Source organism: Cellulomonas triticagri (genome assembly GCF_003696205.1).
GTDB lineage: Bacteria > Actinomycetota > Actinomycetes > Actinomycetales > Cellulomonadaceae > Cellulomonas > Cellulomonas triticagri.
This window is the reverse complement of sequence record NZ_RFFI01000008.1, coordinates 1-18,405: the sequence shown is the minus strand read 5'-3', so window position 1 is coordinate 18,405 and position 18,405 is coordinate 1. Positions and strand designations below refer to the sequence as shown.

Here is an 18,405-nt window from a genome sequence, read left to right as displayed (position 1 = left end):
GCGGTAGGACCGGTGCGCCTGTGCCTCGGGCCGCGCGCCTCCCGCCCGCGCGCGCCCCGACACCCGCCATGCTGGTCCCCGGAGGTGAGCCGGTGCCGGAGGGACGGACCCCGCGGGTCGCGGGGGTGCGCGGGAGCAGGTGGGCGGGCCACGTCGGTGCGGTCCTGCTGGTGCTGGGCGGTGGGGCGGTGCCCCCGGGTCCGCGGCAGCCGGTGGACTGGTCGACGGGTCAGGTCGTCGTGACCCTGGTGGCGGCGGTGCTGGTGCTGCCCCGGCACCGGTGGCCGCGGTCGGTGCTGGCGGCGACGGTCGGCCTGCTGGTGGTCGCGGGGGTGCTGGACCTGTTCAGCCTGGGCCCGGCGAGCGCGGTGGGTGTCGCGACGTACGCGACGGTGCTGGGGCTGTCGCGCCGGGCGGGGTGGCTGACGACGGCGGCGGTGACCGTGGTCGTGGCGGCGGCGGGGGTGCTCGCCGGGATGGTGGGCCCGCAGTACGCGCTGGTGGTGATGCTCGGCGGGGCGGTCGGCGAGGCGATCCGGTCGCAGCGGGCGGTCGTCGCGGCGGTGACGGAGCGCGCCGAGCGGGCGGAGCGGACCCGGGAGGCGTTGGCGCGGCAGCGGGTCGCGGAGGACCGGCTGGGGATCGCGCGGGACCTGCACGACGTGGTCGCGCACCAGATCGCGGTGATCAACCTGCACGCCGGGGCGGCGACGACGGCGCTGCGGTCCCGGCCGGACGCGGCGGAGGAGTCGCTGGCGACGATCCGGCAGGCGTCCCGGGAGGTGCTGGCGGAGATCGGCGACCTGATGGCGACGCTGCGCGACCCGGACCAGGTGGACACGGGGCCGCTGGGGCTGGCGCAGCTGGACGAGGTGGTGCGGGGGTTCGCGGTGCACGGGCTGGACGTGCGGGTGCGGGTGGACGGCGACCCGGTGGACCTGCCGGGTCGGGTCGACGTGGTCGCGCTGCGCGTGGTGCAGGAGGCGCTGACCAACGCGCACAAGCACGGGACGCAGGGCCGCGCGCACGTGCGGCTGGAGTACCGGCCGCGCTCGCTGGGCATCACGGTCGCGAACCCGGTGGACCCGGCGGCGGACGCGGCGCAGGGGGTCGGGACGCGGCAGGGCCTGGTGGGGATGTCCGAGCGGGTGGAGTCGGTCCGTGGCACGCTCGCGTCCGGGCGGGACGGTGCCGGGACGTGGGTCGTGGCGGTGGACCTGCCGTACGGACCGCAGCACCCCTCCGGGGGAGAGGGAGCCCCCGCATGACCACCGTGCTCGTCGTGGACGACCAGACGCTGATCCGGTCGGCGATCCGGGACCTGGTGGACCACGCCGAGGGGCTGACGGTGGTCGGCGAGGCGGGGGACGGCCGCCGGGCCGTGGAGCTCGCGCGGTCGCTGCGCCCGGACGTGGTGCTGATGGACATCCGGATGCCGGGGACGGACGGGATCGCGGCGACGCGGGAGATCTGCGCGGACCCGGACCTCGCGGAGGTGCGGGTGCTGGTGCTGACGACGTTCGAGGAGGACGCCTACATCGTCGGGGCGCTGCGCGCGGGGGCGAGCGGGTTCCTCGGCAAGGGCGCGGAGCCGGACGAGATCGCGCAGGCGATCCGGTCGGTGCACCGGGGGGACGCGCTGCTGTCGGCGGCGGCGACCCGCAGCCTCATCGACCGGTACGTGCGGCCGGTGGACGCGGACCGGACCCCGCCGGCGCTGCACGACCTCACGGAGCGGGAGCGCGAGGTGCTGACGCTGGTCGGGGCCGGGCGGTCGAACGACGAGATCGCCGCGGACCTGGTCATCTCCCCGCACACCGCGAAGACGCACGTGAACCGGGTGATGGTGAAGCTGCACGCCCACGACCGGGCCCAGCTCGTCATCGCGGCGTACGAGAACGGGCTGGTCCGGCCGCGGGGCGCGTGACGCGACGCCCGGCCGGTGTGCGCGGGGACCCGCACCCGGCCGGGCGTCGCGCCCCGGTCACTCGTACCGCAGCGAGGAGATCGGGTCCTGCCGGGCGGCCCGCAGCGCGGGCAGGGTCCCCGCGAGGAACGCGATGGCCATGACGCCGAGCACCACGGTCGCGACGGTCACGGGCTCGAACACGATGAGCGTCAGCCCGGGCAGCTCGGACAGGATCGTGTCGGCGAGCGCCGACGAGACCACCTGCCCGACGCCGACGGCGGCGAGCACGCCGAGCACGGACCCGAGCAGGCCGATGACGACGGCCTCGACGCTGAACAGCGCGAACACCCGGGCGCTGGACAGGCCCATGGCCTTCATGAGGCCGACCTCGCGGGTGCGCTCCTGCACGGCCATGAACAGCGTGTTGATGATGCCGATGGACGCGGCGACCAGGGCGATGATCGCGAACCCGTTGAGCACGAGCACGATGGTGTCGATCACCGAGGTGATGGTGCCGAGCTGGTCGTCCAGGGTGACGGCGGTGTACCCGTCGTCGGTGAGCCGGTCCTGCAGGGCGGTGGTCGCGTCCTCGCCGGCGTCGGCGTCGAACCAGACGGACGCCGACGCGTAGACCTCGTCCTGCCCGGCGGGCGCGCCGACCCGCTGCAGGGCGTGCAGCGCGTCGACGAGGGCCGTGTTGGGGACGGCGCCGGTGGCCGAGATGAGGCCGGGCTCGGCGACACCGACCACGACCGTCTCGGCGGTGACCTGCGCGCCGGTCGCGTCGGTGAGCGCGAGCGTCACGGTCGACCCGACGGCGTCCTGCGCGTCGGCGAACCCGAGCGCGTCCAGGTAGGTCGAGGGCAGCACGATCTCGGGCTCGGCGGCGTCGAGGTCCACCTGGTCGCCCGCGGCGAGCTCGACCTCCATCCCGGGCACGAACTGGCTGAGAGCGAGCTGGTACGGGGTGCCGTCGTCGTGCTGCACGTAGTCCAGCGTCACGGCCGTCGCGCCCTGCACCCGCAGGACGCCGTCCGTCGCGGCGAGCGCGTCCAGGTCGTCCTGGGTGAGCGCGACCATCGAGCCCGCACCGGGCGTGCCCGCCGGGGGACCGGTGGTGCTCGCGATCTGGTTCGGGTCGTACTCGACGGGCCCGCTGCCCTGCTCGCGCTCGACGGTGCGGGTCACCGTCATCACGTCGTCCACGCCGATCCCGGCGAGGGTGCTGGCGATGTAGCTGCTGATGCCCGCGCCGATGCCGTTGGTCAGCGACAGCGTGAACGCGCCGATCACGATGGCCAGGACGGTCAGGCCGGTGCGGAGCTTGGACCGGAAGGCGTTGGAGAACGCCCGGCGGACGACGTCGGTGGCCCTCATGCCGCCACCTCCTCGTCGTGGCGGGGGACGATCAGGCCGTCGCGGACGAACACGGACCGGTCGCAGCGCGCCGCGAGGTCCTCGTCGTGCGTGACGACGACCAGCGTGATGCCGTGCCGCCGGTTCAGGTCGAACAGGATGCCCTCGACCGTCGACCCGGTCGCGGAGTCGAGGTTGCCGGTGGGCTCGTCCGCGAAGATCACGCGCGGCTGGTTGATCAGCGCGCGGCTGATCACGACGCGCTGCTTCTGCCCGCCCGACAGGTCGTTGGCCTTGTTCCCGGCCTTGTCGGCGATGCCGAGCTGGTCGAGCGCCGCCATGCCGCGACGGGCCCGCTCGCGCGCCGGGACCCCGGCGATGGCCAGGGGGAGCGTCACGTTGTCGAGGACGCTCGCCGACGGCGTGAGGAAGAACTGCTGGAAGACGAAGCCGAACTTCTGGTTCCGCGTGCGGTTGAGGCTCTTCTCGCCGAGCCGCGACGTCTCCTCGCCCTCCAGCGTGATCGTGCCGGACGTCGGCCGGTCGAGCAGCGCCAGCAGGTGCATGAGCGTGGACTTGCCGGAGCCGCTCTTGCCGACGATCGCGAGGGACTCGCCCTCGGCGATGTCCAGGTCGATGCCGCGGAGCGCGTCGAAGGCGGTGCTCCCGGAGCCGTAGGTCTTGCGCAGATCTCGGACCGAGATCAGGGGTGTGCTGGTCACGTGGTGGTACTCCCGGTGGGGCCGTCGGTGGGGACGGCACCAGCCTCGCGAACGGCGGCCCTGGGCGGATCCCGCGGCGGCGGACACCTGCGGTACCGCGTCCGCGGTACGTGGCCACTGCCGCGGGTCGTCCTCAGGTCTGGGGGCGTCCCCACCACGTCGCGCAGCGCAGCAGCCACTCCACCGGCCCGTAGGCGAACCGCCGCAGCCACCACGCGCTGAGCAGGCACTGCGCGACGACGAGCGGCACGCACAGCAGCACGACGGGCGTCACCGTCGGCAGCGCCGGGAAGTCCACCACCAGGCCCGCGGCGAACAGCACGACGGCCGCCCCCGCGTAGTTGCTCAGCGCCATCCGGCCGAGCGGTTCGAAGAACGCGGCGATGCCGCGCCGCAGCGGCGTGCGCCACAGCAGCGCGAGCCCGGTCGTCCAGACCGCGGCCATCGCCAGCCCGGCGGTCGCGCCGGCGGTCGTGAACCGGGGGTCGCCCGGCTGCGTCAGCTGCCAGGCCACGGCGGGCGCCGTGAGCACGGCGGCGACGGCGAAGGCCACCGCCACGACGCGGGTGCGGGTCTCCAGCACCCGGGGCAGCCCGTACGCGGCGCCGCCCGCGCCCAGCAGCATCAGCCCGGGCGTCGCGGCGAGGCCACCGCCGAACACGACGTACGCCGCCCCGGTCCCCAGCACACCGAGCGCGAGCACCGCCCACCGGGGCAGCAGCGCGACCTGCGGCAGCACCAGCAGCCCGACGACGCCGTACTCGATCAGGATGTTGCCCGGGTACACCAGCATGAGCGCGGCGCCCACCACCCCGATCGCCACCAGGCGCCGCACCAGCACCAGCCACGCGCGCCCCGAGCCGACGCGCGCCCGTGCCCCCGACAGCACGAACCACAGGCTCATGCCGAACAGCAGCACGAAGATCGGCACGAACCGCGTCTGCACCGTCAGGTAGAGCGCGTCCCGCACCGGGTCGTGCACCCCGTCCCGGCTCGCGAGCAGGGCGTCGTCGCCGACGCGGGTGATGTCCAGGGCGTTGACCAGCAGGATGCCCAGCAGGGCGAACCCGCGCAGCGAGTCCAGGAACCGCCAGCGCGTCGCGCGCGGGGCGGATGTGGTCGGGGACGGTGCGGCGAGGGTCGTGGGTGCGTGCGGCATACCCCCAGACCACCACCGGGGAACCTCCCGGCGGATCGGCCCCGGGTCCGGTCTCGTCGGTTGCCCCTCCGCCCGGGGCATGACGTCGGCCGAGGTCGGCGCACCCCCCGGGGCTACGCGAGCCCGGCGGCGAGGATGCGCAGCGCGGCCTGCCCCTGACCTGCCGTCTCGGTGCCGAGGAGCCGCCAGGGAGCGGCGTCCTCAGGGAGGTGGCGGGCGAGGGTCAGCACCCGCGAGCGGTCCGATCCCGCGAACTGCTCGCGTGCCGCGAAGGGGTCGTCCAGGCACGCGAGCAGCACGGCGGCGTCCTGCAGGTGCCGGCCCGGGTCGCGGGAGTCCGCGCGGAACGCCGCCGCCTTGAGCACCAGGGCGCCGAGGACGGACGGGGTGCTGAGGACCGTCGGGGCGCCGCGCGCGATGCGCAGCGTGGCCAGGACGGTGCGACGCAGCGCCTGCGTCCCGCCGTCGATCGCGACCATCGTGCGACCGCGGAGCCTCCCCACGACCGATGGTGCGGCGTGGTCGGCGATCAGCAGGTCGACCACCCCGTCCGCGGTCGCACCGGGAGAGGCCGTCACGACGTCGACCTGCCGACGGTCCCGCCGGAACCGGTGCGCCGTCCGCTCTCGCGGGTCGATCGGCTCCACCAACCGGTAGCCCAGACGCTCCAGCACGCTGGCGGCGGCCCCGGGGAGCCCGCGGGTGGTCTCGACGTGCAGCACGATGTCGACGTCGTCGGTCGGGCGGACGGCCGTGATCCCGTGCGCGGCGGCGTGCACCTGCGTCATGAGGCCACCGACGAGCGTCCACCTGTCGTGCGGGAACGCCGCCTCGATCTCGGCGACGTCGGGCCACGGCGCACCCCACCCGCCGGGCGGTGTGGGGACGTCGACCTCGGTGCGTTCGATCACGGGTCCGATCTCAGGTGGGCCTGCAAGGTGTCGAGCCCGGCACGGCGCTCGCGGAGGTCGGGCGACGCCGCCAGGTCGAGCGCGGCGAGCACCGGGCCGACCGCGAGCGCGCGCACGACGGCGAGGTCCATCGTCGTCGCTCGCAGGGTGACCACCCCGTCCGGCCGGGGGTTGAGTGCGTAGGTCCGGACGAGGTGTTCGACGGCGTCCGGAGCGACGTACCCGTCCGCCGTCCCCACCGCGGCGGCGAGGCCGATCGCCTCGCGGCGCGGGCTGATCAGGTGGGGGGCGAGTCGGGGCAGCGCGGCACGGTGGGCGTCGAAGGCGGTGGCCGTGGCGCGCCGTCGGGTCCGCTCCACCAGGGCCAGCGGGGTGAGCGTGCGCAGGCGTCGTCGCAGGCGGGCGGTCTGCGACGTCCCGAGCCACGGGGTCGGAGCGTGCTCCAGCAGGGCGATCGCCGCCCATGCCGTGGGCGGTGCCCACGCCTGTTTCCCGGTGCGGGCGACGGAGGCGTACCGCTCGACGGAGGTCGCGTCGATCACCCCGCGGGCGACCTGGTGCAGGTCGCCCGCCAGCACGAGGTTGCGCACCTGGCGCGTCGTGACGCCGAGCCGGTGCGCGGTCTCGGTGATGCCGAGCAGACCACTCATGACAGGTAGTTTCCGCTTCCGGAAGCTACCTGTCGAGATCGCCGTGCCGCACCGGGCGCACCCCCACCCCTGCCGGGTACGCCAGATGCGGTACCCGGGACCGTCTCCCGGCCCGATTCGCCGCGCGTCCCCGCTGCTGACGATGGAGGTCATCCCACCGTCGAGCCTTCCTAGGAGTCCGCCATGTCCACGTTCCTCGCGAAGCTGGGACGCTTCAGCGCCACCCACCGGCTGGTGGTGATCCTGGCCTGGGTGGCGGTCTTCGCCGGTGTCACCGGTGTGCTCGCCGTCAACGGCACCGGGGAGAACTCGCCCGACACCATCCCCGGGTCGCGGTCGTCGCAGGCGCTGGAGGTGATGGCCGAGCACTTCCCGTCCGAGGGCGGTGCCGCCACGCAGGACACCCGCCACACCTCGTTGCAGCTCGTGTTCCACCCGGGCGACGGGCTGGTCACGGAACCGGCGGTCGCCGAGCAGATCGCCCGGGTGCTGGCCGAGGCCGCGGACCTGCCCGGGGCGCCGACGGTGAGCGACCCGCTCGACCCGGCGCAGCCGTACGTCTCCCCGGACCAGACGGTCGCCGTCAGCACCCTGACCTACGGGACCCTCGACGAGGAGCAGCAGGAGCCCGCCTACGACGCCGCCCTGGCGCTGCGGGATGCCGCCCCGGCGGACCTCGGCGTGGAGCTCGGCGGCAACCTCGTGCCGCTCGGCGCCCCCGAGCAGGGCGTGGGCGAGATGCTCGGCGTGCTCATGGCGTTCGTGGTGCTGCTGCTGACGTTCGGGTCGATGCGGGCGGCGGGCGCGAACCTGCTCGCGGCGGTCGTCGGCGTCGGCGTGGGGCTGGTCGGCGTGCTGGCGTACGGCTCGATCATGCCGATCGGCGAGAACTCGATCATCCTCGCGGCGATGCTCGGCCTGGCCGTCGGGATCGACTACAGCCTGTTCATCCTGTCGCGGTTCCGCAACGAGCTGCGCGCCGGCAGGCCGGTGGTCGACGCGGTCGCCACGGCCACCGGGACCGCGGGCACGGCGGTCGTCTTCGCGGGGCTCACCGTCATCGTGGCGCTGGTCGCGCTGCTGGTCGCCGGCATCGGGTTCATCACGGAGATGGGTGTCGCCGCGGCGTTCGGGGTGCTGGTCGCGGTGCTCGTCGCGCTCACGCTGCTCCCGGCCCTCATGCGCACCATGGGCCTGAAGACGCTGTCGGCGAAGCACCGGGCCGAGCTCGCCGCCGGGCGCGTGCGGACCGAGACCGAGCACCCCCGGACGGGGTTCCTGGTGCGGTGGGGGAACGGCGTCGTCAAGCGCCCGGTGCTCGCGCTCCTGGCCGGCGTGGCCGTCCTGGTCGTGGTCGCCCTGCCCGCGCTGAGCATGAAGACCGCCTTCAGCATCCCCGGCGGGACCGACCCCGAGAGCACCGAGCGTGCCGCGTACGACCTGGTCGTGGAAGAGTTCGGCGGCGTGCAGTCGCCGCTGATCGTGCTCGCCGAGGGCGAGGACGTCGCCGCGCACACCGCCGCGGTCGAGGCCGACCTCGCCGGCCTGCCGGGCGTCGCCCGGGTCGTGCCCGCCGAGGTCACCGCCGACGGCGACTACGCCCGCATCACGGTCATCCCCACGGGTGGGCCGATCGACGACGCCACCACCGACCTGGTCCACACCATCCGCGAGCAGGAGGACGCCATCGCCGGGGTGCACCTCGAGGTGACCGGGGAGACCGCCATCGGCATCGACCAGACCGCCGCGCTCAACGAGGCCCTGGTCAAGTACGTGGTCGTGATCGTGCTGATCTCGCTGGCGCTGCTGGTCCTGATGTTCCGGTCGATCCTGGTCCCGGTGCTCGCGACGGTCGGCTACCTGCTGTCGGTGCTCGCCTCGTTCGGCGCCAGCACGGCGATCTTCCAGTGGGGGTGGACGTTCCCGCTGATCCAGGCGCCGCAGGGCGACCCGATGATGAGCCTGCTGCCGATCCTGCTGGTCGGGGTGCTGTTCGGGCTCGCGATGGACTACCAGGTGTTCCTGGTGTCCCGGATCAAGGAGATGCACGACCAGGGGCTCGACGCGAAGGCGGCGATCCGGGAGGGCTTCGCCCGCTCGGCGCCCGTGCTGGTCGCCGCCGCGTCGATCATGACGGTGGTGTTCGCCGGGTTCGCGTCCAGCACGTTCAACGTCGCGGCGTCCATCGCCTTCGGCCTCATGGTCGGCGTCCTCGCGGACGCGTTCGTCGTGCGGCTGGTGCTGATGCCCGCGCTGCTGTCGCTGCTCGGCGAGTCCGCGTGGTGGCTGCCGCGCTGGCTGGACCGCGTGCTGCCGCACGTCGACACCGAGGGGCACGCCCTCGACGCCGCCGCCCCGGCGGCGCCGGAATGGGAGCCGGTCCGGGTGTAGGCGCACACCCGGCCCACCACGTCTGTGGCGGGCCGGGTGGTCGGTGCGGTGCCCACGGCACGGCGACCACTCACACCGCGAGCACGGCCCGGATGCCCGGAGTCTGGTCGGCGTCGTGCGTCACGGCGTCCCGGGCGTCGACCCCCGCCGGATCTCGTTGTCGGGGTGCTCGGCGTCGTAGGCGCGACGTGCCTCGGCGATGGCGTCCCTGTGGTCGAGGGACCAGGCGGACAGCGCCTTGACCAGGTGCGTCAGGCTCGCGCCGGTCTCGGTGAGGCGGTAGTCGACCTGGGCGGGCACGGTCGGGTAGACGGTCCGCAGCACCAGGCCGTCACGCTCCATCTTGCGCACCGTGAGCGTCAGCATCCGCTGGGAGATCCCGTCGATGGCGCGCTCGAGCTCCCGGAAGCGTCGGGCGCCGTTCGCGAGCTCGACGACGACGAGGACCGACCACTTGTCGCCCACGCGGTCGAGCACGTCGCGGATCCCGCAGTCGGGGTGGTCCGGTTGCCCGCACGGTGCCAGCTCTGCGGGGCGGGTGGTGACATCGGTGTGCGTCACTGACGTTCACCTGCCTCCTTGTGGGGCACCCTCGGGCCGTTCACGATCGCCATGGTGACGAAGGAACCACGGAAGGAGATCGAACCGCAATGATCATGGTGACCGGCGCGAGCGGACAGCTCGCCTCCCTCACGCTCCAGCAGCTGTCCGACCGCAGGCTGCCCGCCGTCGGCGGCAGCCGGACTCCTGCGGACGGGCAGCGCCACCTGGACTTCGACGACCCTGGCGGCCTGGACCTCACGGGCGTCTCGACGCTGGTCCTGGTCTCGGCCGGGTACGCGGAGGACGACCAGGTCATCGCCCGTCACCGGGCGCTCCTCGACGCAGCGGTCCGCGACGGTGTCGTGAGCGTGATCTACACCAGCGTCACGAGCGCCGGCGATCATCTCGGTTTCGCCCTCGCCCACCGGGCGACCGAGGAGCTGGTCAGAGCCAGCGGTCTCGGGTGGACGATCCTGCGCAACGGGCTGTACGCCGAGCTCTTCGCCTCGTTGCTGACCTGGACGCCGGAGGGGCTGGAATCAGCGCTCGGTGACGGCGCGGTGTCCGCGGTGGCGCGGGCCGACCTGGCCGCAGCCGCGGCCGTCGTCGCCAGCCGCCCGGCCGTGCACGCCGGGAGGACCTACGACCTGGTCGGCACCCCGATCACGGCCGGCGACGTCGCCGCACGACTCGACGTCACACACCGGTCGTTCGGGCTCGGCGCGTACCGCGCCCGCCTCCTCGCGGACCGCACGCTGCTGCCGTTCCAGCCGCCGATGCTCGTCTCGATCGCGACCGCCGCCCGGCACGGCTTCCTCAGCAGCTCCAGCCCTGATCTCGCCGACCTGCTCGACCGACCGTCGGTCGAGTCGCTGGTGGTCGCGGCGAACACCGTGGCCGCGATGCGTCCGAGCGGGCGCTGACGCGGCACGACCCCGTGGTGCACTGGTGCGTCGCGTGCGGCGGGGCCGTGTCGGGCACGGGCGGGAGCCCGGCCGCTCAGCGCCCGCCGCGCACCAGGCCGGACTCGTAGCCGAAGACCACCAGCTGGGCGCGGTCGCGGGACCCGGTCTTCATGAGCGCGCGGCTGACGTGCGTCTTCGCGGTGGCCGGGCTGATGAACAGGTGCACGCCGATCTCGTCGTTCGACATCCCGCGCGCGACCAGCCCGACGATCTCCCGCTCCCGCTCCGTGAGGTCCGCCAGTCCCGGCAGCGGCGCCGCGACGGCGGGCTCGGGCGTGGCGGTGACGCGCTCGACCAGGGCCCGCGTCGCGGCGGGGGACAGCAGCTGGTCCCCGCCCGCGACGGTCCGCACGGCCGCGATCAGGTCCTCCGGGGCGATGCCCTTGCCGAGGAAACCGCTCGCGCCCGCCCGCAGCGCCGCGATGACGACGTCGTCGGTCTCGAACGTCGTCAGCACCAGCACCTTCACGCCCGCGAGCGCGTCGTCGTCGGTGATGCGCCGGGTGGCCTCGACGCCGTCGACGCCGGGCATGCGGATGTCCATGAGGACGAGGTCCGCCCGCGCGCTGCGCACGACCGCGACGGCCTCGGCGCCGTCGGACGCCTCGCCGACCACCTCGATGTCCGGGACCGAGTCCAGCAGCAGGCGGAACGTGCCGCGCAGCAGCGCCTGGTCGTCGGCCAGCACGACCCTGATCATGCGGTCTGGTCTCCTGTCGTCCGTGCGGGAGTGGTGGGGGTGGCGGGGGAGAGGTCGGCGGGCAGGACCGCGACGACCTCGAACAGGTCGCCCGGGCCCGGACCGGCGCGCAGCGTGCCCCCGGCGGCGGCTGCGCGCTCGTGCATGCCGATCAGCCCGTTGCCCGTGCCCGGTGCGGCGGGGTGCCCGGCCGGGGGCAGCGGGTTGGTGACGCGCAGCCGCAGCCCGGCGGACGTCCACCCGACGGCGACCTGCACAACGGAGCCCGCCGCGTGCTTGGAGGCGTTGGTCAGCGCCTCCTGCGCGATCCGGTACGCGGCGAGGTCCGCGTGCTGGGCGAGCGGGACCGGGGTGCCGGTGCGGGTGAGATCCACCTGGACGCCGACCGAGGCGAGCCCGGCGACCAGGTCGTCCAGCGCCCCGAACCCCGGGACGGGCGCCAGCGAGGCGTTCGGGTCGCTCGCGGGGTCGTCGTCCTCGTCGCGGCGGCGCAGGAGCCCGATGGTGGAGCGCAGCTCGTCGATGGCCCGACCGGTGTGCTGCGCGATGTCCCCGAGCGCCCGCTCCGCCGCGACGGGGTCGGTGCGCATCAGGTACCGGGCGACGCCCGCCTGCGCGTTCACCAGCGTGAGGTTGTGCGCGAGCACGTCGTGCAGCTCGCGGGCGATCCGCAGCCGCTCGTCCAGCACCGCGCGCTGGGTCCGCTCCTCGCGCTCTGCGGCCAGCCGACGCGCCCGCTCCCGCCGACCGGAGCGCCACACGCCCGCGGCGGCCGCGGTGACCACGACGTAGAAGACGACGAGGTCCGCGAGGTACCAGGACCGCGAGTTGGTGAGGTAGCCGATCGAGCCCAGCCAGGTGCCCGCGACCAGGCCCGCGGTCCAGCCGACCCGGGCCGGCACCCGGCCGGCGAGCGTCGCGACGGCGAGCATCGTGGCCAGCGGTGCGGGCTGGTAGGCGCCCATGCCGCCGGTGACCTGGGCGACCTCGGTGGCCACCGGCAGGTAGACGAGGATCGTGGTCTCGGCGGCCAGCGTGCCGACCAGCGCCAGCACCGGGCGCCAGGTGCGCAGCAGCAGCGGTGCCCACGCGCCCACCACGGCGGTGAGCAGGGCGGTGTCGGGGGCCTCCCACGTGCCGGTCCGTACGGCGGCGGTCCAGTACATGCCGCCCAGCCAGGCGACGGTCAGCGCGAGCTGCGCCCCGGTCGGACGCCCGCCCGCACCGAGCGCGGTGGTCCGCCGGAGGGCGGCGCCTGCTCGGGCGACCCGGGCCGTGCCCGCCCCGGGCACCGTCGTCGACCCCGCCACGTCCGTGCTCCTCCGCTCACCCGCCCTCGCGGTCCTCCCCGGGGGCACCGCACGCCCCGGCCGCCCCATGCTCCTCCGCTCCGGACCCCGCGCGCATCAGCCCGCTGCGGTATCTGAGGTGGGCGCTGCGGGGACGTCAGTCGGTGAAGTGGTGGATCTCGTCCGGGTGGATGACGATCCGGACCTGCGGCGCGGCGAGCATCCCCGCGAGACCGGCGGCGTGGTCGGCGTCGTCGAGGTCCCAGTACCGGTGGGCGAGGCGCTCCGCGAGGGCGTGCGCCCCGTCGGTCTCGACGGTCACGCGACCGGCGACGGAGACCCAGTGCTCGGGCTCCCCGGCGGGTGCGGCGACGACGAACGACGCCCGCGGGTCCTGGGCGAGCCGCCGGACCTTGAGGGTGCCGGGTCCGGTGAACAGCTGGATCGTGCCGTCGTCGGCGGCCTCGAACCACACCGGCCGCGGCTGCGGGGGCACGGGTCCGGCGGCGACGGTGAGGAACCCGTGCAGCGGGCGGGCGAGGAGCGCGCGGTCCTCGGCGGTGAGCGTGGTGGTGGACATGGTGGGCCTTCCGGGTCGGCGTCCCTGGTCCTCCAGGTCAACCCGCCGGGACGCGTGACGCATCCCGGCGGGTCCCGGCTGGTGCCTGCTCTGCCCTAGGCCCGGTCGGCGACGGTGCGCACGACGGCCTTCCCGGCCTCCATGACCAGGAAGACGCCGACGGCGATCCCGGCGGTGAGGGCCCAGGAGTGCAGGCCGATCGGTGCGGAGTCGAACCAGGTGTTCATGAACGGCGCGTACGTGAACACGAGCTGCAGGGCGACGAGGGCGGCGGCGGAGATCCACAGCCCGCGGTTGCCGGTGAGCACCCGCCAGGTGAGCGCGGAGCCGTTGAGCAGCCGGCAGTTCAGCAGGAACGCGAGCTGGCCGAGCGCGAGCATCATCACCGCGGAGGTCTGGGCGACGGCGTAGTCCCCGGTGCGGTCCCGCTCGAGGAGGTAGACGAGCAGGGTCGCGGCGCCGATGACGACGGACGCGATGAGGACGACGGACAGGGCCCGCGGGGACAGCACCTGCTCGGACGACGAGCGGGGCTGGCGCCGCATGATGCCGGGCTCGGCGGGCTCGCCCGCGAGGGACAGCGACAGCGTGAGCGCGGTGGCGAGGTTGATCCAGAGGATCTGCACCGGGGACAGCGGCAGCGCCAGGCCCGCCAGGACCGCGACGAGGATGACGAGCGCCTGCGCGCCGTTCGTGGGCAGCAGGAAGACGACGGACTTGCGGATGTTGTCGTAGATCCGCCGTCCCTCCTCGACGGCCCGCTCGATGGTGGCGAAGTTGTCGTCCGCGAGGACGATGTCCGCGGCCTCCTTGGTGGCCTCGGTGCCCTTGATGCCCATGGCCACGCCGACGTCCGCGCGCGTGATCGACGGGGCGTCGTTGACGCCGTCGCCGGTCATCGCCACGACCTCGTCGTGGGACTGCAGCGCCCGGACGATGCGGAGCTTGTGCTCGGGGCTGGTGCGCGCGTAGACGTCGACGTCGCGGACGACCTCGCGCAGGGCGTCGTCGTCCATGGCCTGCAGCTCGGCACCGGTGAGCGCCGGCACCTCGCCGTCCTTCGGGGCGATGCCGAGCTCGCGGGCGATGGCGGTGGCGGTGCCGCGGTGGTCGCCGGTGATCATCTTGACCCGGATACCCGCGGCGTGGGCCTCGGCGATGGCGGCGGTGGCCTCCGGGCGGGGCGGGTCGACGATGCCGACGACGCCGAGGAACGTCAGGTCGCCGTCCAGGTCGTCGAGCGCGATCTCGTCGACCCCGTCGGCGGGGCGGGTGGCGGCGGCCAGCACGCGCAGGCCCTGCGCGGACAGGGCGTCGATCCGCTGCTCCCACGCCTCGCGGTCGAGCGGGGCGGTCTCGCCGGTCGCCGAGCGCTCGGTGGCGGACCGGTCCAGCAGCCGGTCGGGGGCGCCGACGACGTGCACGACGCGGGTCGTGCCGTCGGCGCCGGGGACGTCGTCCAGGGTGGCGGCGAACTTGTGGGTGGACTCGAACGGCACCGCGCCGACGCGGGTCGCGGCGTCGGTGGCGGCGCCGGCCTTGGCGGCGAGCACGTCGAGCGCGCCCTCGGTGGGCTGGCCGACCACGCGCCAGCCGTCGTCGGTGCGCTCCACGTGGGCGTCGTTGCACAGGCCCGCGGCGAGCACGAGCGCGGCGAGGTCGGGGTGCGCGTCCAGGTCGGCGGTCGTGCCGTCCTCGGTGACGACCCGGCCCTCGGGCGCGTACCCGGTGCCCTCGACGTCGTACGCCGCGGCGGCCGTGACGACGGTGCGCGCGGTCATCTCGTTCTGCGTGAGGGTGCCGGTCTTGTCGGAGCAGATGGTGGTGGTGGACCCGAGCGTCTCGACGGCCGCCATCTTCCGGGTGATCGCGCGGCGGCGGGCCATCTGCTGCACGCCGAGCGCCAGGGTGATGGTGACCAGCGCGGGCAGGCCCTCGGGGACGGCGGCGACGGCGAAGCCGATGGCGGCGGAGATGAGCTCCTCGACGTCGAAGTCGTGCACGAACCGGCCGACCAGCAGCATGACCACGGCGAGCACGCCGATGAGGATCGACAGCTGCCGCCCGAGGTGCCCGAGCTGGCGGGCGAGGGGGGTGTCGAGCTGGTCCTGTTCGGCGACGAGCGCGGAGATGCGCCCGATCTCGGTGTCCCCGCCGGTCGCGACGACGACGCCCTCGGCGTTCCCGGCGGTGACGATGGTGCCGGAGAACAGCATCGACGTGCGGTCGCCGACCCCGGCGTCGGCCTCCACGGGCTCGACGTCCTTGGTCGCGGGCACGGACTCGCCGGTCAGCGCGGACTCGTCCACCTGCAGCTGCCCGGCGGTGAGCAGCCGGACGTCGGCGGGCACGCGGTCGCCGCTGCGGACGCGGACCACGTCGCCGACGACGAGCGTCGCCGAGTCCACGACCCGCCACTCGCCGTCGCGACGGACCTGCGAGTCGAGGGACTGCATCTTGCGCAGCCCCGCGAGCGCGGACGCGGCGCGGCCCTCCTGGATGAAGCCGATCAGGCCGGTCGCGACGATGACGACGACGATGACCGCGAAGTCGACCCAGTCCTGGGTGAGCGCCTTGAGCACCGCGGCGCCGATGAGGATGTAGATGAGCACGTCGGCGTACTGGCTGAGCAGGCGGCGCAGCGCGGACGGCTGCGGCGGCTCGGGCAGCTCGTTGCGGCCGTCGCGGTCGAGCCGCTGCGCCGCGTCGTCCTCGCGCAGCCCCTCGGGCGTCGCGTCGGCGGACCGCAGCACCTCCTCGGCCGGGTGCGCCCAGGGCGCCTCAGGCGTCGTGGTGCGGGGGTGGTCGGGGGCGGCGGTCGTCATGCGGCGTGCTCCTCGGAGGCGTCCGGCGGCGCTCGGCCTCGGCCGCGGGCACCCACCCGCGGGACGGCCCCGACCCCCGACGACCCGGGTGACCGGCACCGACGCCGCGCGACGCGGCCCCGCCGACGCCCGTGTCCCCCTGACCAACGGGCCGGGTCCGCGCGGAGTTCCCCCGCGCGGCGGCCGGTGTCAGGGCCGCGTGGCCTGCGCGGGGACGATCGTGAGCAGCCGCTCGAGCCCGAGGATCCGCAGCGTGCCGCTGACCCGGTCCGGGACGTTGCTGAGCGTGCACGGCACGCCGCGGGCGGTGCACGCGCGGTGGCAGTCGAGCAGGAACCCGACGCCGGTGGAGTCGAGGAACAGCACGTCGGCGAGGTCGAGCCGCATCGGCAGCCCCGCGGCGGCGGCCCGGGCGAGGGCGCTCGCGGACTCCTCGGACAGGGCCGCGTCGATCTCCCCGGCGAGGGTGACCGTCGTGACGGTCCCGTCGTCGTGCGCCCGGATGGTGCCCGTGGTCCTCATGATCGCCCCCCAGCGACGCCGCCCGACGGCGGCCCCCGTGTTCCCCCTGCCCAGCGGCTTTCACCCTGGTCGCACGAGGGTAGGTCGTGGTGGCGCGGGAGTCATCACCCGTTCGCGGTCCGAGCGGGTGATCCCGGCCCCGTCGGGGCGCGGCGGGTCACCCCGCGGACGTCGTCGCCGGTCAGCGGCCTGACCGCGCCGTCCGGTCCCGGGTCCGCCGCGGGTCCGGCCTACGATCACCCGGTGCCGCCCCGTTCCCCGCTGCCGCCCCGCCACGGCCTCGGCGCCGCGTGGGTGCGCACGCCGGACCGGGACCGGACCCGCCCGGAGACCTGGCCGGACGCGTGGCCCTCGCTCGCCGCGTGGCTGCGCGCGCGGCTCCCCGAGGTCGTGGACGTGGACGCGATGGTGGCCGACGGACGGTTCGTCACCGAGGACGGCCGGGTCGTCGGCGCCGCGGACCCGTACCGGCCGCACGCGTTCGTCTGGTTCCACCGCGACCTGCGTCCGGAGCCGGAGGTGCCGGGGCGGATCCACGTGGTGCACCGGGACGAGCGGCTGGTGGTGGTGGACAAGCCGCCGTTCCTGTCCTCGATCCCGCGCGGGCGGCACGTGCTGCAGAGCGTCGTCGTCCGGCTGCGCACCGAGCTCGACCTCCCGGAGCTGTCGCCCCTGCACCGGCTGGACCGCGTCACGTCCGGGCTGCTGATGCTCGCCACCGAGCAGCGGTGGCGCGGCGCGTACCAGACCGCCTTCGAGCGCCGGGCCGTCACCAAGACGTACCGGGCGCTCGCGCCGCTGCGCCCGGACCTGGACCTGCCGGTGGTGGTGCGCAACCACATCCGCAAGGACCGCGGCGACTGGCAGGCGCAGGTCGTCCCCGACGCACCGGTCAACGCCGAGACGCTCGTAGAGCTCGAGGACGAGGTCGACGGCCTCGGCGTCTACCGGCTGTCGCCGCGCACCGGGCGCACCCACCAGCTGCGGCTGCACCTGCACGGGCTCGGCATCCCGATCGTCGGGGACCCGCTGTACCCGCGGGTGCGGGACGTGGACGTGGACGACTTCGCCGAGCCGCTGCAGCTGCTCGCCGCGGACCTGGCGTTCACCGACCCGGTGGACGGCGTGGAGCGGGAGTTCCGCAGCGTCCGCACGCTGCCCCTGCGGGTGGAGGACCCGCCGGCCCGGGATACCGTCGGGGGGTGACGACCCCCGCCGCGAGCCGCACCGACCCCGACGTCCAGTCCTACCGGATCGTCGCGTTCCTGGAGGCCGCGACCTGGGCGGGCCTGCTGGTCGGCATGGTCCTGAAGCACGTCACGCGCACCACCGAGCTGGGCGTGCAGATCTTCGGGCAGGCGCACGGGCTGGTGTTCCTCGCCTACGTCGCCCTGACGGTCGTCGCCGGGGTGCGCCTGCGGTGGGGCTGGTGGCCGACCCTCGTCGCGCTGGCCGCGTCGGTGCCGCCGATGGGCACGCTCCTCGCGGAGCGGTGGCTGCGCCGCAGCGGTCGCCTGGTGGGCCGGGCGCCCGCCGCACCGGCGCCCGCCGACTGACGGACTGACGGCGGGGCGTCACGGCGTCAGGGTGCCCCGACGAGGACGTCCTGGATGGCGACGGCCGCCGCGCCGCGCGCCCACATCACGAAGTCCGGCGGCTCGACCAGCAGCCGCACGGGGTCGGCGTCGGGGTGCCGGTCGGCGGCGCACGCGGTGCGGACGGTGTCGCCCGCGACGTCGAGCAGGCCGCTGCCCTCGCCGGACACGACGACCGTGCCCGCGCCGGTGGCCCCGGTGACCCAGGCGAGCAGCCGGCCGAGCGCCCGGGCGGCGGCGTCGACGGCGCGGACGGCGGCGGTGTCGCCCGCGGTCGCGGCGGCGAGC

The 18,405-nt window shown here is 74.9% G+C and carries 17 protein-coding genes and 1 pseudogene; 6 read left to right on the top strand and 12 right to left on the bottom strand.

The genetic code is table 11. The features are described from left to right. Nucleotides 1-92: 92 nt before the first annotated feature. Together EBM89_RS02525 and EBM89_RS02520 are read left to right on the top strand one after the other, a co-directional pair. On the top strand, nucleotides 93-1,268 hold the full coding sequence (locus EBM89_RS02525) for a sensor histidine kinase (RefSeq protein WP_122147889.1): 1,176 nt from the start codon (nucleotides 93-95) through the stop codon (nucleotides 1,266-1,268). Continuing rightward, nucleotides 1,265-1,927, top strand: a complete 663-nt coding sequence (locus EBM89_RS02520) for a response regulator (protein WP_122147888.1) — start codon at nucleotides 1,265-1,267, stop codon at nucleotides 1,925-1,927. The genes EBM89_RS02525 and EBM89_RS02520 overlap by 4 nt, the downstream gene beginning before the upstream one ends. A gap of 57 nt (nucleotides 1,928-1,984) precedes the next feature. Here EBM89_RS02520 and EBM89_RS02515 read toward each other — a convergent pair whose 3' ends face one another. The 5 genes from EBM89_RS02515 to EBM89_RS02495 all read right to left on the bottom strand — a co-directional run bounded on the left by EBM89_RS02515 (nucleotide 1,985) and on the right by EBM89_RS02495 (nucleotide 6,707). Continuing rightward, nucleotides 1,985-3,286: an ABC transporter permease gene (locus EBM89_RS02515; RefSeq protein WP_122147887.1), complete on the bottom strand. Its 1,302-nt coding sequence runs from the start codon at nucleotides 3,284-3,286 to the stop codon at nucleotides 1,985-1,987. Further along, the gene (locus EBM89_RS02510) at nucleotides 3,283-3,987 is read right to left on the bottom strand and encodes an ABC transporter ATP-binding protein (protein ID WP_233571491.1); all 705 of its coding nucleotides are present in this window, start codon (nucleotides 3,985-3,987) and stop codon (nucleotides 3,283-3,285) included. Before EBM89_RS02510 ends, EBM89_RS02515 begins: the two co-directional genes overlap by 4 nt. A 133-nt stretch (nucleotides 3,988-4,120) precedes the next feature. Beyond that, a complete protein-coding gene (locus EBM89_RS02505; RefSeq protein WP_158609448.1) occupies nucleotides 4,121-5,146 on the bottom strand; it encodes a DUF418 domain-containing protein in 1,026 nt (341 codons plus the stop codon). 113 nt (nucleotides 5,147-5,259) lie between these two features. Then, complete coding sequence (locus EBM89_RS02500) at nucleotides 5,260-6,057, bottom strand: hypothetical protein (RefSeq protein ID WP_122147885.1); 798 nt, start codon at nucleotides 6,055-6,057, stop codon at nucleotides 5,260-5,262. Continuing rightward, nucleotides 6,054-6,707: a hypothetical protein gene (locus tag EBM89_RS02495; protein ID WP_122147884.1), complete on the bottom strand. Its 654-nt coding sequence runs from the start codon at nucleotides 6,705-6,707 to the stop codon at nucleotides 6,054-6,056. Before EBM89_RS02495 ends, EBM89_RS02500 begins: the two co-directional genes overlap by 4 nt. A 183-nt stretch (nucleotides 6,708-6,890) precedes the next feature. Between EBM89_RS02495 and EBM89_RS02490 the strand changes: the two genes are divergently transcribed. Then, entirely contained in the window at nucleotides 6,891-9,098 is a 2,208-nt protein-coding gene (locus tag EBM89_RS02490) for an MMPL family transporter (protein ID WP_122147883.1), read from the top strand. A 120-nt stretch (nucleotides 9,099-9,218) separates the two neighbouring features. Here the strand turns inward: EBM89_RS02490 and EBM89_RS02485 are convergent, their stop codons facing one another. Continuing rightward, nucleotides 9,219-9,575: a winged helix-turn-helix transcriptional regulator gene (locus EBM89_RS02485; protein WP_233571490.1), complete on the bottom strand. Its 357-nt coding sequence runs from the start codon at nucleotides 9,573-9,575 to the stop codon at nucleotides 9,219-9,221. A 173-nt stretch (nucleotides 9,576-9,748) separates the two neighbouring features. Between EBM89_RS02485 and EBM89_RS02480 the strand changes: the two genes are divergently transcribed. Continuing rightward, nucleotides 9,749-10,564 carry an NAD(P)H-binding protein gene (locus EBM89_RS02480; protein WP_122147881.1) on the top strand — a complete coding sequence of 272 codons (816 nt, stop codon included), beginning with the start codon at nucleotides 9,749-9,751 and terminating at the stop codon, nucleotides 10,562-10,564. Nucleotides 10,565-10,640: 76 nt separating this feature from the next. On the opposite strand, the gene EBM89_RS02475 is transcribed toward EBM89_RS02480, so the two are convergent. From EBM89_RS02475 to EBM89_RS02455, 5 genes are all read right to left on the bottom strand, one after another. Further along, a complete protein-coding gene (locus tag EBM89_RS02475; protein ID WP_122147880.1) occupies nucleotides 10,641-11,306 on the bottom strand; it encodes a response regulator in 666 nt (221 codons plus the stop codon). Further along, on the bottom strand, nucleotides 11,303-12,616 hold the full coding sequence (locus EBM89_RS02470) for a sensor histidine kinase (protein ID WP_158609446.1): 1,314 nt from the start codon (nucleotides 12,614-12,616) through the stop codon (nucleotides 11,303-11,305). The genes EBM89_RS02475 and EBM89_RS02470 overlap by 4 nt, the downstream gene beginning before the upstream one ends. A 136-nt stretch (nucleotides 12,617-12,752) precedes the next feature. Beyond that, a complete protein-coding gene (locus tag EBM89_RS02465) occupies nucleotides 12,753-13,175 on the bottom strand; it encodes a pyridoxamine 5'-phosphate oxidase family protein (RefSeq protein ID WP_122147878.1) in 423 nt (140 codons plus the stop codon). Between the two features lie 95 nt (nucleotides 13,176-13,270). Beyond that, nucleotides 13,271-16,000 (bottom strand): cation-translocating P-type ATPase, encoded by a 2,730-nt coding sequence (locus tag EBM89_RS02460; protein WP_122147877.1) that lies wholly within the window; start codon nucleotides 15,998-16,000, stop codon nucleotides 13,271-13,273. A gap of 189 nt (nucleotides 16,001-16,189) precedes the next feature. Then, nucleotides 16,190-16,522 (bottom strand): STAS domain-containing protein, encoded by a 333-nt coding sequence (locus EBM89_RS02455; RefSeq protein WP_122147876.1) that lies wholly within the window; start codon nucleotides 16,520-16,522, stop codon nucleotides 16,190-16,192. A gap of 243 nt (nucleotides 16,523-16,765) precedes the next feature. Between EBM89_RS02455 and EBM89_RS02450 the strand changes: the two genes are divergently transcribed. Together EBM89_RS02450 and EBM89_RS02445 are read left to right on the top strand one after the other, a co-directional pair. Continuing rightward, complete coding sequence (locus tag EBM89_RS02450) at nucleotides 16,766-17,728, top strand: pseudouridine synthase (RefSeq protein WP_122147875.1); 963 nt, start codon at nucleotides 16,766-16,768, stop codon at nucleotides 17,726-17,728. Continuing rightward, nucleotides 17,725-18,078 (top strand): DUF3817 domain-containing protein, encoded by a 354-nt coding sequence (locus EBM89_RS02445; RefSeq protein ID WP_122147874.1) that lies wholly within the window; start codon nucleotides 17,725-17,727, stop codon nucleotides 18,076-18,078. The genes EBM89_RS02450 and EBM89_RS02445 overlap by 4 nt, the downstream gene beginning before the upstream one ends. 26 nt (nucleotides 18,079-18,104) lie before the next feature. Here EBM89_RS02445 and EBM89_RS20985 read toward each other — a convergent pair. After that, nucleotides 18,105-18,405, bottom strand: a pseudogene (locus EBM89_RS20985) (MarR family transcriptional regulator); the annotation flags it as partial.